Below are 13,369 nucleotides of genomic sequence, written 5' to 3'. Positions count from 1 at the left end.
CGTTCAACAATTTTTACATGAAATCACTTTTTCTAAAATATTTTTTAATTCATCATTTAAAATATATTCTAGATCAAAAGATAAATATAATTGGGTTTCTACTTCTTGCAAAGAACCTTTTGCTATGTATAAAAAATGAATGGTTTCTTTATTAGATGGTCTACCTATTCCTTCAGCTATATTCGAAGGCACAGAAACAACACTTCTTCTTATCTGATTTGTCAAACCATAGATTTCTTCTTTTGGGAATGATTTTGTAAGCAAATAAACCAACTTCACCAATCCTCTAGCGTATTTCCAAACCTCTAATTCTGTATAATTCATAATTTTGATTAGTTGTTTTTAATTGATCGTTATTAGTTTTATTCTTAAATTATTTCTACATGATGTTCTCCTAGTTCTCCATAAACAACATCAACCAACAACTAAAAACCACCAACCAACCTAGGTTTATATTTTTTAGCAATACTAGCAATAACTCTAATATGCTCCGGAGTTGTGCCACAGCATCCGCCAATAATATTTATTAAATCTTTCTTTAAATATTCTTCAATTTGCTCACCCATTTCTTCCGGAGTTTCGTCATATTCTCCAAATGCATTAGGCAAGCCAGCATTTGGATGCGCAGAAATTGCAAAGTCTGTTTTGTTAGCAATCGCCTCTAAATGTGGTTGTAATAAATTAGCGCCTAAAGCACAATTGAACCCCACAGATAAAAGTGGAATGTGAGAAACAGAAATTAAAAAAGCCTCTGCTGTTTGACCAGATAAAGTTCTACCTGATGCATCCGTAATCGTACCCGAAAGCATAATAGGAATATCAATATTTCTTTCTTCTTTTACTTCCTCAATCGCAAATAAAGCCGCTTTTGCATTTAACGTATCAAAGACCGTTTCTACTAATAGCAAATCGACTCCGCCCTCAATTAAAGCTTCTGTTTGTTGTTTGTAGGCAATTCTTAATTCATCAAAAGTAACCGCTCTATATCCCGGATCATTTACATCTGGAGACATACTTGCAGTTCTGTTTGTTGGGCCAATTGAACCTGCTACAAATCTTGGTTTCTGAGGATTTTTTGCTGTAAATTCATCAGCAACTTCTTTGGCAATTTTTGCTGATTGAAAATTTAATTCATACACTAAATCTTCTAATTGATAATCTGCCATTGCAATGGTTGTCCCCGAAAAAGTATTGGTTTCTATAATATCTGCACCTGCTTCAAAATACTTACCATGAATGGTTTTAATCGCTTCTGGCTGAGTAATTGACAACAAATCGTTGTTACCTTGCAAAGGTGTTGGGTACTCTTTAAAGCGCTCTCCTCTAAAATCTTCTTCGGTGAATTTATAGGCTTGTAGCATCGTGCCCATGGCACCGTCTAAAACCAAAATTCGTTCTTGTAAAGCTTTGTATATATTTGACATTTTTTTTTGATAATTAGTATCAATATGTCATCAGGAAAGGTAATTTTTTCGCTGTTATCTGTCAAGAAATACTGAAATTAATTCAGGTTTTTCTTGTAGAATGTAGCACCTTTCTCAAAATGAGAGGTTGCCAAGGCTTCAATGGGTCTAATCCCTCTGCCTTTCGTGATAACGTAATCAATAAGTTTATGAACTTTACTGCAAAGAAAAGGATTATTTTTTTATTTGCAGAATTTTATACTATAAATATTTGATCATTTCTTTTCTAATAATGATTTGTTTTCTAAAATTACTTGATACAGATTTTACGGATTTTCACAAATATTAAACAGCATAAATAGCACTTGACAATTACACAAATTCACTTATCAAATTTATACTGATTTTATAAGCCCTTCTTAATTAGTGAAATTCGCGTCTTATTTATTTCTAATCTTTCTCGAATAATGTTGATGATAAATATCGGTCGCCTCTATCGCAAACAATAGCAACAACAACTCCTTTTTCTAATTTCTCTGCTACTTTTATAGCTACTAATACAGAACCTCCGCTGCTCATTCCTGCAAAAATTCCTTCTTCAGAAGCTAATCTTTGTGTCATCGCTTTTGCTTCTTCTTCACTAACCTCTATAACTTCATCTACTTTAGCTGCATTAAAAATGGCTGGCAAATATTCTTGAGGCCATTTTCTAATTCCTGGTATTTTAGCACCATCTTTTGGCTGTGCACCAATTATTTTGATTTCTTTATTTTTCCCTTTTAAATAATCAGAAACTCCCATAATAGTTCCAGTAGTTCCCATTGCCGCAATAAAATGGGTTACTTGTCCTTCTGTATCTCTCCAAATTTCTGGACCTGTAGTTTTAAAATGGGCTTTCGAATTGTCTGGATTATCAAACTGATTCAATCTAAAATAGCCTTTTTTGTATTTCAACTTTAAAGCATGATCTCTAGAACCTTCTATACCCAATTCTTTTGAAGTTAAAATAACTTTTGCACCATAAGCACGCATTGTCTTAACTCTTTCTATAGTTGAGTTTTCCGGCATTACCAATACCATATTAACACCTAAAACCTTTGCCATTAAAGCCAACGCAATTCCGGTATTTCCGCTTGTTGCTTCAACTAAAGTATCTCCTTTTTTTATGTTCTTTTTATTGAGGGCCTCGAAAATCATATTATAAGCAGCTCTATCTTTTACACTTCCACCAGGATTATTTCCTTCTAATTTGAGCAATAATGTAACGCCTTCTTTTTTAAAAATATGTTGCGCTTCTACCAAAGGTGTATTTCCTATGAAATCTATGATACTTTTTGTTTGCATATTAATTTCTTTTTTGGACTATTTTATTTTCTGATCGAACGGTAACTAACGAATTTTCAGGTATGGATTCTGTAATACAAACATTTGCGCCAATTACCGAATTTTCTCCAATAACAACATCGCCACCTAAAATGGTTGCATTTGCATAAATAATTACATTATTTTCTATTGTTGGATGCCTTTTAATGGATCCCAAACTCTTTTTAACTTGAATTCCGCCTAAAGTAACTCCCTGAAAAATTTGCACATTATTTTTGATAATTGTCGTTTCGCCAATTACAATTCCCGTTGCATGGTCTATAAAAAATGAATCTCCAATTTTTGCTCCTGGATGAATATCTGTGCCTGTGATACTATGAGCATATTCGCTCATCACTCTTGGAAAAACCGGAATTCCTAATTGCAATAATTGATGACTTAATCTATGAACCGCAATTGCATAGAAACCTGGATACGCTAAATAAACCTCTTCTAAACTTTTAGCCGCTGGATCATTTTTTTCGGCAGCAATTGCATCCAGATCTAATTTTTTTCTGATGTAGGTAAAAGAGTTTTCAAAATTGTTCCACAATTTTTCTCCATTTTCTACAGATAATCTTTCTAAAATTTTTAAAAATTTATGTTTGGTTTTCGATTCATTATCACCTAAATGATTTACATCAAATAAGTTATTAATCAATTCTTTTGTAAATACGCCAACAGCATCTTTTAGACACATTCTGTAATTTTTAACCGCAACTATTTCTTCTGCTTCTTTCATTTATCGCGTTAAATTTCTGGAGCTAATTCAACTTCTAATCCATCCATTTCTGATGTCATTTGTATTTGACAACCTAATCTGCTGTTGTCTTTTACATTGAAAGCTTCTGCTAACATGGCATCTTCATCATCCGTAATTTCTGGCAGTTTGTGATCTGAATTCACATAACATTGACATGAAGCACACATTGCCATTCCACCACAAATTCCGATGGTTCCTTCTTCTGCTAATTCATAAGAACGAACAATTTCCATCAAATTCATTGCCATGTCTGTTGGCGCAACAACTTCATGAGTTACTCCGTTTCTGTCTGTAATTTTTATATTAATATCTAAACTCATTATATATTATTATGAAAGATCAAAAGTAAGAAATTTGATTGGTTAGACCGCACAAGTTTTAAAAACCTATACCGTCTTTTCTCTCTATTTGTTCTGTCTACAAAGTAATGTAAACCTAACATTTAGTATTCTTAAAAGTTTTTCAAAACGCTATAAAAAAATTACTGTATCGCCTTTACAACTGCTTTTGGCGCTTCTTTTCTAGTTCCGTCAAAACCATCTACACCGCCAACCGTGGTATATTTCATTACATATTTTTTATCCGGAAAGATTCTTTTATAAGCACTTTGACACATTAAAGTAGCTTCATGAAATCCGCATAAAATCAATTTTAATTTTCCTGGATACGTATTTACATCGCCAATTGCATATACACCCGGAATGTTTGTTTGATAATCTAAAGCGTTGTTTACTTTGATGGCATTTTTCTCGATATCTAAACCCCAATTGCCAATTGGACCTAATTTTGGAGATAAACCAAATAACGGAATAAAATGATCTGCATCTACAATAAAAGCATCTTCGCCCTCTTTTTCTACAGCAACACCAGTTACTTTATCAGTACCTAAAATACCTTTTACTTCTGCAGGAGTAATTAATCTTATTTTTCCTAAATTCTTTAATTCTTGTACTTTTTCAACGGAATCTAACGCGCCTCTAAATTCGTTTCTTCTGTGGATTAAAGTTACTTCGGATGCCACATCAGACAAAAAAACAGCCCAATCTAAAGCCGAATCTCCACCTCCAGAAATCACAACTTTTTTATCTCGATACAATTCTGGCTCTTTAATAATATACTCAACACCTTTGTCTTCAAATTTTTGAATATTAAAAATTAATGGTTTTCTTGGCTCAAAAGACCCTAAACCTCCCGCAATTGCAACAATTTTAGCATGATGTTTTGTACCCTTATTCGTAGTGACAATAAACGTTCCGTCACCCTGTTTGTCAATTGTTTCCGCGCGTTCACCTAAAGTAAAACCAGGTTTAAATTGCTTGCTTTGCTCTATTAATTTATGCGTTAAATCGCCTGCTAAAATTTCTGGATATGCAGGAATATCATAAATTGGTTTCTTTGGATAAATTTCTGAACATTGCCCGCCAGGTTGCGGTAAGGCATCAATTAAATGACATTTTAATTTTAATAAACCTGCTTCAAAAACTGTAAATAATCCTGTTGGTCCTGCGCCAATAATTAGTATATCTGTTGTAATCATTATTTCAATTTATTTATCCTTACGAGAAAAAACAACGAGGCAATCCGTTTCTCTTATTAAGATTGCTTCACTTTATTCGCAATGATGTTAATTTTATTTTTCAACCAAACTTTTTGTAAACTCATTTAACTTTTCTACTTTTTCCTCAAAATTTCCTTTGATGGTTTTTCTGTATTCATTCAAATTCTTTACCAAATCATCAATATTATCCGGAATAACATCTTCAAAAAACTGACGCAATCTCTTGGCTGTAGTTGGCGATTTTCCATTAGTAGAAATTGCTATTTTCACATTTCCTTTCGTTACAATTCCGCCCATATAAAAATCGCAATAGGGAGGATTGTCAGCAACATTTACTAATTTTGCTTCTGCTCTGCAGTCTTTCCAAACCTGAATATTTATTTCTTGAATATCTGTTGTTGCAATTACGATATGTCTTCCTTGTAAATATTTTTTTTGATAACTATCTTTAACTAACGTAACACATCCTTTTTTTGCCAAGGCAATTGTACCTTCTCTAAACATTGGCGAAACCATTGTTACTTTTGCGTGTGGACTCGATTTTAAAAGAAATGTCAATTTTTCTTCGGCTACAAAGCCGCCGCCAATAATTAAAAAATTTAGATTTTTAGCTTTTAAAAAAATAGGATATAAATTATTTCTTTCCATATCAAATTATCCTATTAATTCGGTTGAATACTCTGCCTGAATTTCTAAAATTGTTTGACGATGTTTTACCACTTCCCCTAAAACAATAATCGCAGGATTTCTTAATTCCTTTTCAGCAACAATTTGTTCGATAGTATCCACTGTTCCGATTCCTGTTTTTTCTTTGGATGTTGTTCCGTCTTGAATAATAGCAATCGGTAAATCATTTTTACCTTCCGCTTGAAATAATTTTACAATTTGCGGCAATTTGCTCATTCCCATTAAAATTACGACCGTAGCATTTGATTTCGCTGCTAATTTAATATCAGAAGATATTTGATGCTCTTTTGTAGTGCCTGTAATTACCCAGAAACTTTCTGCACTTCCGCGTTTTGTTAAGGGAATATTTTGAGAAGCTGGCACTGCTAATGAGGATGAAATTCCAGGAACAACTGCTACTTCTATCCCATAATTTGCGGCATATTCCATTTCTTCTGCTCCTCTGCCAAAAATAAATGGATCACCTCCTTTTAAACGAACTACATGTCCGTGAGAATTTGCCCGAGCAACAATTAATTCATTAATTTGTTCTTGTTGATATTTGTAACAACCTCTGCGTTTACCAACAAAAATAAGTGCTGCTTTTGGGTTAATAAACGCTAACAGTTCTTGATTTACCAAAGCGTCATATAAGACAACATCCGCAGTTTTTAAAACTTTGAGTGCTTTTACAGTGATTAAATCAATATCTCCTGGACCCGCACCTACAACAGTTAATTTTGGTTTCTTTAAATTCATCTTTTCTTTAATTAGATTTTTCTAAAATCGAAATCTCAGCATTTCTATATGCTCTTACTTTTTGCAAAAAAACAGTTGAATTTTCTATATATCTTTTAGCAAATTCTTTAGTTGGCGCATTTTTATTAATTTGATAAATCAATTCTGAAAAAGAAGTTTCCAAGGCTATTTTTTTGGATAAAATAAATACTTCATCAAATTGAGAAATAATGGTTGCTTGGTTATTTGTTTTTTCATCCTCTGCCAATAAAGATGCTTTTGCCGAATTTACTAAAGACTGATACGCGTAATAAATAGCGCCCGAATAGACCCCGTTTTCAAAAGCTTCTTTTGCATTGTCAATTTTTTCTTCGCTTTCTAAAAATAAAGTGGCAATTAAATCAATCACAACTCCGGCACATTCTCCAATTCCTATTTCTTTTACATATTTATCTTCTTCGCCCCAATCAATAAAATCTTCTTGTTTTAAATTGGTAACATCTTGTAAATCATTTAAAAGATCGTAAAAGTAACGTTCACCTGTTACCTTATAATATTCGACAAACTGCTTTCCGTTTGCATTGGCTTCAAAATCATTTAAAATTCTACGCAACGCTTCTGGTCCTCTTTTACTTGGTACTTTTACTACTTTATCTGCAAAAGCTCCATTTCCGTTTCCGAAATTTCCACCGCCTAATAAAACTTGTAATGCTGGCGCAATTAGTTTTTCTGGCGTTCGTACCGTCATTCCTTGAAAACCAATATTTGCCATATTATGCTGTCCACAAGCATTCATACAACCACTAATTTTAATGACTAAATCTGAGTTTTCTAAATACTGCGGATACTCTGCTGCAATCACTTTTTCTAATTCTACCGCAATTCCTGTGCTACTTGCAATTCCTAAATTACAAGTATCTGTTCCTGGACATGCCGTAATATCTACCGCTTTGTTATAACCTGCTGCTACAAAACCTAATTTTTCTAGTTCAATGTAAAAAAGCGGCACTAAATCTAACTTTACAAACGGAATTACAATATTTTGCCTTAATGTTAAACGGATTTCTTTAGCGGCATAATTATCGACTAAATCGGCTAATAATCTTGCTTTGTCTGTATAAAAATCACCCAATAAAACTTTAATTCCGATAGCAACATAGCCTTCTTGTTTTTGTGGAATTAAATTTGTTGATTTCCATAAATCGAACGCAACTTGATCTTTTATTTCTACTTGTGGCGCTTTAACACTAATTGGTTTTGAAGGAACATAAGAATCCGAATCAATAACAACTGTTTTAAACTCAATTGCTTTTTGTTCTTCTTCAATTAAATCTCTAAAAGCTTCTAATCCGATATCTTTTAATAAGAATTTCATTCTTGCTTTGGCGCGACTTTTACGTTCTCCAAAACGATCAAAAACTCTTAAAACTCCTTCCATCACCGGAATAATTTTATCCGAAGGTAGAAAATCATAGAGCACTTCTGCGTGTCTTGGTTGAGAACCTAATCCGCCGGCAACCATTACTTTAAAACCTCTAATTCCGTTTTCTATTTTAGCGATATATCCTAAATCATGCAAATACGACAAACCTGTATCTTCATCCGTAGCAGAAAAAGAAACCTTGAATTTACGTCCCATTTCCTGGCAAATTGGGTTTCGTAAAAAGAATTTAAATAAGGCATCTGCATACGGTGAAACGTCAAAAGGTTCCTTAACATCAATACCAGCAGTTTCTGATGCGGTAACATTTCTTACCACATTTCCGCAAGCTTCTCGCATTGTAACGTCGTCACGTTCTAATTCTGCCCACAATTCTGGAGTTCTTTGCAAATCTACATAGTGAATTTGAATATCTTGACGCGTTGTAATGTGCAATCTACCTCTTGAATATTCATCAGAAACACCAGCAATTCTTCTTAATTGATTGCTCACGACTTTACCAAAAGGTAATTTAATACGAATCATTTGCACGCCCGCTTGGCGCTGACCGTAAACTCCTCTTGCTAAACGTAAACTTCTAAATTTTTCTTCATCTATTTGTAGATTATTGAATTGTGCAATTTTATCTGCTAATTCAATAATATCTTTTTCTACAATTGGATTTTCTATTTCTGTTCTAAAACTTTGCATATAAAAAGCCCATCCTAACCTTCCCTTTTCGACTGCGCTCAATGCAGGCCTAGGAAGGGACTCTTACTGGGGCGGTAAGAATATTTGTTAATTATTTTTTATTTTTGTATTCACAAACCCGCTAAATTCAACCTTCAGGGGATTAAAAGAGAGCTTTTTATTTGATAAAACCCACACCAACTGTATTGTTTGTTTTTGGATTGATTAGTATAAAAGATCCATTCGATTTATTATCTTTATAGGTATCGAATAACAATGGTTTGCTCAATTTTAATTGAATATCCCCAATTTGATTCAATACTAATTGGGACGGATTTTCTTCTATTCCTGAAAAATCTGTTCTTATAATGCTTGATAATTGCGTAATTTTTGCTTGTGCATCATTTACTCCATGTTTGATAAAATATTTTTGTGATGCTTGTAAAGGTTCTTTATCCATCCAACAAATTGTAGCTTCTAGTTCTTTCGAAATTTTTGGCGCTTCATTTACTTTTACCAACATATCGCCTCTACTCACATTTACATTATCTTCTAGCGTAATCGTTACAGAACTTCCGGTTTTTGCTCGTGCATATTCTTTATCAAAAAAATGAATGCCTTTAATTCTCGATTTTGTTAAAGATGGCAATACCAAAACTTCATCCCCTATTTCTAAATCTCCACCATAGATTTTACCAGCGTATCCTCTAAAATCATGAAATTTTTCAGTTTTTGGTCTGATAACTGTTTGTACAGGAAAACGAACTTGAGAAACCTCAGAAATATCTTCTGAATCTAAATTTTCTAAATGATGTAGTAAAGTTTCACCTTTGTACCAAGGGGTGTTTTCTGATTTCTCAACCACATTATCGCCTTGCAAAGCAGACAAAGGAATGAACGTTAAGTTCTGACCTTTATACTCACTTTTACTAGCTAAATATTCAATTTCTCCTTTAATAATGTTGTATTTTTCTTCGGAAAAATCAACCAAATCCATTTTATTAATCGCAATTACAACCTCTTTAATTCTCAATAAATTATTGATAAAAAAATGACGATAGGTTTGCTCTACGACTCCGTTTCTAGCATCAATTAAAACAATGGAAGCCTGCGCAGTTGAAGCTCCTGTAACCATATTTCTTGTGTATTCTATATGACCAGGAGTATCTGCTATAATGAAACTTTTTGATGGTGTTGAAAAATAAATATGAGCTACATCAATGGTAATTCCTTGTTCCCGCTCGGCAATTAAACCATCCGTTGCCAAAGAAAAATCTAAATAGTCAAAACCACGTTGTCTACTTTTTTCTTCAATCGCTGCTAATTTATCATCCGTGAGTGATTTTGTATCATATAAAATACGACCGATTAAGGTGCTTTTACCGTCATCTACACTTCCTGCTGTTGCTATTTTTAGTACTTTCATTTTGTTTTGGTTTTTGGGTGATCGTTTTTCGTTTTTAGTTCTCACTGAAACCAGCAACTAAAAACTAATTACTAACAACTAATTTTAAAAATACCCCTGTTGTTTTCTCTTTTCCATGGCAGCCTCAGAGCGTTTATCATCAATTCGTGCGCCTCTTTCTGAAATGGTCGATGCTCTAATTTCTTTCACAACTGCATCAATAGTAGCTGCTTTAGAAAGCACGGCTGCAGTGCAACTCATGTCTCCAACGGTTCTGAATCTAACTAATCTATGCGCTATCAGTTCACTTTCTTCTCGAAAAACAATTTCGTCATCAGAAGACCAGATCATTCCATCTCTCAAAAAAGTAGGTCTGATGTGCGCAAAATAAATAGAAGGAATTTCTATATTTTCTGCTTTTATATAAGACCAAACATCTAATTCTGTCCAATTAGAAATAGGAAAAACACGAACATTTTGTCCTAAATCAATTTTTCCGTTTAACATATCAAATACTTCTGGACGTTGGTTTTTTTCATCCCATTGCCCAAAATCATCTCTTACAGAAAAAATTCTTTCTTTAGCTCTCGCTTTTTCTTCATCTCTTCTTGCTCCGCCAATACAAGCATCAAAACCAAACTCTTCAATAGCATCTAAAAGGGTTTCTGTTTGCAACATATTTCTGCTTGCATACCTGCCCGTTTCTTCTTTTACTCTTCCAGAATCGATATTATCTTGAACGTTTCTAACAATTAATTCCGCACCTAATTCTTTCACTAATCGGTCTCTAAATTCAATCGTTTCAGGAAAATTATGACCTGTATCAATATGCATTAATGGAAAAGGAATTTTCGCTGGATAAAATGCTTTTTGTGCTAAACGTACTAATGTAATACTGTCTTTTCCTCCAGAAAATAATAACACCGGTTTTTCAAACTGAGCAACTACTTCTCTAAAAATGTAAATTGCTTCGCTTTCTAAAGCATCTACTTGTATTGTTCTTTGATTCATAATCATGTCTTTTAAATATGCAAACCACATTCTCTGTTGCTTTCTACTTTTGTTGGATCGAAATAAACAAACTCATTTGGTAAATTTTTTTCAACTAAATAAGTATCTAATTGTTCATCGGTCCAGTTGTAAAACGGACTTACTTTTACAATTCCGTCTTTGCTTTGAGAAACAACATCAATACTATTTCTAAATGCCGTTTGACCTTTTCTTAAGTTTGTAAACCACACATCTGGCTGATGGTCTTTCATTGCTCTAGCAAATGGTTCCAATTTTACTTGTTCTGTAAACAGTGTATGTTTTGGATCTTCGATAGATGGAACTCCTAAAACCACATTTCTATGTGCAACTGTCTGTTTTGGCGTATACAAATGAACGTTTAAATTCAGTTTTTTGATAATTTCCTCTGCGTGTTTATAAGTCTGCAAAGTATTATAACCCGTGTCGCACCAAATTACTTTAATGTCTTTTTGAACCTCTGTAACTGCTTTTAAAATCGCTACTTCATAAGGTCTAAAGTTGGTTGTAATTAACGGGTTTTTCGCAAAGGAGATTGCCCAAGAAATAATTTCTATCGGACTTTTATCTTTTAATTTTTTATTGATTTCTTCTAAATTCAAACTCATTATTTCCCCCATTTTAATTTATTCCAAGCTCTCTCGTGAAAGAAATACAAGACTAATTTGGTTATAAAATCTACTGATGCTATGGATGCTGCTAAAGTTATTTTACCTGTTAAAACATACGAAACGACTAATGTGTCTAGGGTTCCAATAACTCTCCAACTTAAAGCCTTCGCAATACTTCTTAATGGTTTTTCAGAAACTTTATCTTCTTCAAAACTGTGTTCTGCAATTTTTTTACTAAAAATCATTTGCGCTGCAATCATAAAAATTAAGCATTTGTATTACCCTACTAAATTAATAGGATATGCAAACCTACAGCTTATTTTTATAAAAATTAGTATTCAAATACTTAAAATAACTATAAACCCTATAGATTTAGTAGATTATCAAAAAAAAGAGCTTTATTTTAGGAATATCTTAGTACTATAAGGTTGTAGCTTAAGAATATATTATGCTGATAAAAAAATAATTGAGATACTTAAAATGTTTTACCTAAAGTAAATTGAAGCGGAACTGCAACACCATCATTTCCTGTAAAAATATTCCCATTTGAATAATGCATAATGCGTAATTCGAAGTTATACTTTCTTTCTTTTCCGAAGAAAACACCAAAACCCATCGTATCTTGGTAGGTGATTTTTGGCCCAGTTTCTAAGCTATCAATATTACTTTTTGTTAAAAAAGTAGGGCCAATTATAGAATAGTTTGTGTAAAAATCGAAGTCTTTTTTTCTTAATAGATAAAAGCGTAAAACCGGAAATATTGAAAATGCAAATATATTTTCGCCTATTAGTTCAGACTGAAAAGCAGTAACACTTGTACCCCAATCTAAAGAAAAAATCTTTTCTGTTCTAAAAATCAATCTTTGATAAGTTACCGAAAAAGCATGTTTTGCTTTTACTTCTCCTACCCAAAAAACAGGAATCCCAAAACTCTCAAAACTACCCACTTTTAAACTCATCCCAAAAAAACGATTTACTCCAAAACCAATCGCACTTGTGCCATAACTAACCTGTAAAATATTGGTTGAAAAAAAATGTTCATTACTAGCAAATTCTTGCGATTTTTTATCATCAAGTTGTTGTAAATGATACTCAAAACCCAAAGAAAATTGAGATATCGGAGGCTGATTATGTTTTGCTGATTTCGGCAAAAATGTTCCATTTAAAGACAATCTCCATGTATCAGTTAAACGATGTTGCACTCCAAAACCATATAACAAACTTCCATAATGCGCATCTTCATAGATTTCTTTATCTCCTATTAAAAAACCAAATCTTGTTAAATTTACAATCCCTGCTTCTGCATAAAAAGAAGTGTTTTTATGTAATTTAAAATCTTTTTTAAGTGATAACGACCATGCATTTATCCAAACACTTCTATCATAACCAATGTTATTTACATTGTCGTATTTAAACCAAGAAGCGGGTCTCATGGTTCCGAATTGCACTGCCAGGTCATCCGTTAATTTATGTCCTAGCAACAATCTTCCAGAAAACCAATTTTTGCTAAAAGTTTCTGTTTGATATCCATCAATTAAATTATCATTTGAAAAAGGATAAAAAACACCTCCTAAATTAATACTATAATACGATTTTGATAAAAAGTTGGTCAACTTCGTTTTTGATTCATTTTTATCCTTACTAAAGTTTGTGAAGGAAATCAGCAAAATTAGCAGAAGTAGCAAGTTTTTTTTCATCCGAAGTAACACGATTTTTATCAAAAAA

The 13,369-nt window shown here is 32.9% G+C and carries 14 protein-coding genes and 1 riboswitch; all 14 genes read right to left on the bottom strand.

Annotated features, from left to right (window positions below):
* Positions 1-3 precede the first annotated feature (3 nt).
* The 14 genes from BST83_RS00495 to BST83_RS20225 all read right to left on the bottom strand — a co-directional run bounded on the left by BST83_RS00495 (position 4) and on the right by BST83_RS20225 (position 13,257).
* Positions 4-324, bottom strand: coding sequence for a four helix bundle protein (locus BST83_RS00495; protein ID WP_240614578.1), 321 nt, complete (start codon positions 322-324; stop codon positions 4-6).
* Between the two features lie 101 nt (positions 325-425).
* Positions 426-1,424, bottom strand: coding sequence for a homocysteine S-methyltransferase family protein (locus tag BST83_RS00490; protein ID WP_104808102.1), 999 nt, complete (start codon positions 1,422-1,424; stop codon positions 426-428).
* Between the two features lie 51 nt (positions 1,425-1,475).
* Positions 1,476-1,599, bottom strand: a riboswitch (SAM riboswitch).
* Positions 1,600-1,853: 254 nt separating this feature from the next.
* Positions 1,854-2,747 carry a cysteine synthase CysM gene (gene cysM / locus BST83_RS00485; protein ID WP_104808101.1) on the bottom strand — a complete coding sequence of 298 codons (894 nt, stop codon included), beginning with the start codon at positions 2,745-2,747 and terminating at the stop codon, positions 1,854-1,856.
* Between the two features lies 1 nt (position 2,748).
* Complete coding sequence (epsC, locus tag BST83_RS00480; protein ID WP_104808100.1) at positions 2,749-3,507, bottom strand: serine O-acetyltransferase EpsC; 759 nt, start codon at positions 3,505-3,507, stop codon at positions 2,749-2,751.
* Between the two features lie 8 nt (positions 3,508-3,515).
* Positions 3,516-3,848: a 2Fe-2S iron-sulfur cluster-binding protein gene (locus tag BST83_RS00475; RefSeq protein WP_104808099.1), complete on the bottom strand. Its 333-nt coding sequence runs from the start codon at positions 3,846-3,848 to the stop codon at positions 3,516-3,518.
* 161 nt (positions 3,849-4,009) lie between these two features.
* On the bottom strand, positions 4,010-5,065 hold the full coding sequence (locus tag BST83_RS00470) for an NAD(P)/FAD-dependent oxidoreductase (protein ID WP_104808098.1): 1,056 nt from the start codon (positions 5,063-5,065) through the stop codon (positions 4,010-4,012).
* A gap of 93 nt (positions 5,066-5,158) precedes the next feature.
* Positions 5,159-5,734 carry a precorrin-2 dehydrogenase/sirohydrochlorin ferrochelatase family protein gene (locus BST83_RS00465; RefSeq protein ID WP_104808097.1) on the bottom strand — a complete coding sequence of 192 codons (576 nt, stop codon included), beginning with the start codon at positions 5,732-5,734 and terminating at the stop codon, positions 5,159-5,161.
* Between the two features lie 6 nt (positions 5,735-5,740).
* A complete protein-coding gene (cobA, locus tag BST83_RS00460; RefSeq protein ID WP_104808096.1) occupies positions 5,741-6,511 on the bottom strand; it encodes a uroporphyrinogen-III C-methyltransferase in 771 nt (256 codons plus the stop codon).
* A gap of 7 nt (positions 6,512-6,518) precedes the next feature.
* Positions 6,519-8,621 carry a ferredoxin-like domain-containing protein gene (locus BST83_RS00455; protein WP_104808095.1) on the bottom strand — a complete coding sequence of 701 codons (2,103 nt, stop codon included), beginning with the start codon at positions 8,619-8,621 and terminating at the stop codon, positions 6,519-6,521.
* A gap of 157 nt (positions 8,622-8,778) precedes the next feature.
* Positions 8,779-10,026: a sulfate adenylyltransferase subunit 1 gene (locus BST83_RS00450; protein WP_104808290.1), complete on the bottom strand. Its 1,248-nt coding sequence runs from the start codon at positions 10,024-10,026 to the stop codon at positions 8,779-8,781.
* An 84-nt stretch (positions 10,027-10,110) separates the two neighbouring features.
* Positions 10,111-11,016 (bottom strand): sulfate adenylyltransferase subunit CysD, encoded by a 906-nt coding sequence (gene cysD, locus BST83_RS00445; RefSeq protein WP_104808288.1) that lies wholly within the window; start codon positions 11,014-11,016, stop codon positions 10,111-10,113.
* 11 nt (positions 11,017-11,027) lie between these two features.
* On the bottom strand, positions 11,028-11,642 hold the full coding sequence (locus tag BST83_RS00440; protein WP_205853526.1) for a phosphoadenosine phosphosulfate reductase domain-containing protein: 615 nt from the start codon (positions 11,640-11,642) through the stop codon (positions 11,028-11,030).
* Positions 11,642-11,905, bottom strand: a complete 264-nt coding sequence (locus tag BST83_RS00435; RefSeq protein WP_104808094.1) for a DUF2061 domain-containing protein — start codon at positions 11,903-11,905, stop codon at positions 11,642-11,644. Before BST83_RS00435 ends, BST83_RS00440 begins: the two co-directional genes overlap by 1 nt.
* A gap of 215 nt (positions 11,906-12,120) precedes the next feature.
* The gene (locus BST83_RS20225; RefSeq protein WP_240614577.1) at positions 12,121-13,257 is read right to left on the bottom strand and encodes an acyloxyacyl hydrolase; all 1,137 of its coding nucleotides are present in this window, start codon (positions 13,255-13,257) and stop codon (positions 12,121-12,123) included.
* Positions 13,258-13,369 lie beyond the last annotated feature (112 nt).

The sequence above is a fragment of the Polaribacter filamentus genome, from assembly GCF_002943715.1.
In the GTDB taxonomy this organism is placed as follows: domain Bacteria; phylum Bacteroidota; class Bacteroidia; order Flavobacteriales; family Flavobacteriaceae; genus Polaribacter; species Polaribacter filamentus.
This window is presented reverse-complemented; position numbering and strand designations above follow the sequence as displayed.

Bases quoted from the DNA above. Each gene is read 5' to 3' on its own strand.
- BST83_RS00495 (WP_240614578.1), bottom strand. From the start codon at position 324: ATGAATTATACAGAATTAGAGGTTTGGAAATACGCTAGAGGATTGGTG.
- BST83_RS00490 (WP_104808102.1), bottom strand. From the start codon at position 1,424: ATGTCAAATATATACAAAGCTTTACAAGAACGAATTTTGGTTTTAGAC.
- cysM (WP_104808101.1), bottom strand. From the start codon at position 2,747: ATGCAAACAAAAAGTATCATAGATTTCATAGGAAATACACCTTTGGTA.
- epsC (WP_104808100.1), bottom strand. From the start codon at position 3,507: ATGAAAGAAGCAGAAGAAATAGTTGCGGTTAAAAATTACAGAATGTGT.
- BST83_RS00475 (WP_104808099.1), bottom strand. From the start codon at position 3,848: ATGAGTTTAGATATTAATATAAAAATTACAGACAGAAACGGAGTAACT.
- BST83_RS00470 (WP_104808098.1), bottom strand. From the start codon at position 5,065: ATGATTACAACAGATATACTAATTATTGGCGCAGGACCAACAGGATTA.
- BST83_RS00465 (WP_104808097.1), bottom strand. From the start codon at position 5,734: ATGGAAAGAAATAATTTATATCCTATTTTTTTAAAAGCTAAAAATCTA.
- cobA (WP_104808096.1), bottom strand. From the start codon at position 6,511: ATGAATTTAAAGAAACCAAAATTAACTGTTGTAGGTGCGGGTCCAGGA.
- BST83_RS00455 (WP_104808095.1), bottom strand. From the start codon at position 8,621: ATGCAAAGTTTTAGAACAGAAATAGAAAATCCAATTGTAGAAAAAGAT.
- BST83_RS00450 (WP_104808290.1), bottom strand. From the start codon at position 10,026: ATGAAAGTACTAAAAATAGCAACAGCAGGAAGTGTAGATGACGGTAAA.
- cysD (WP_104808288.1), bottom strand. From the start codon at position 11,016: ATGAATCAAAGAACAATACAAGTAGATGCTTTAGAAAGCGAAGCAATT.
- BST83_RS00440 (WP_205853526.1), bottom strand. From the start codon at position 11,642: ATGAGTTTGAATTTAGAAGAAATCAATAAAAAATTAAAAGATAAAAGT.
- BST83_RS00435 (WP_104808094.1), bottom strand. From the start codon at position 11,905: ATGATTGCAGCGCAAATGATTTTTAGTAAAAAAATTGCAGAACACAGT.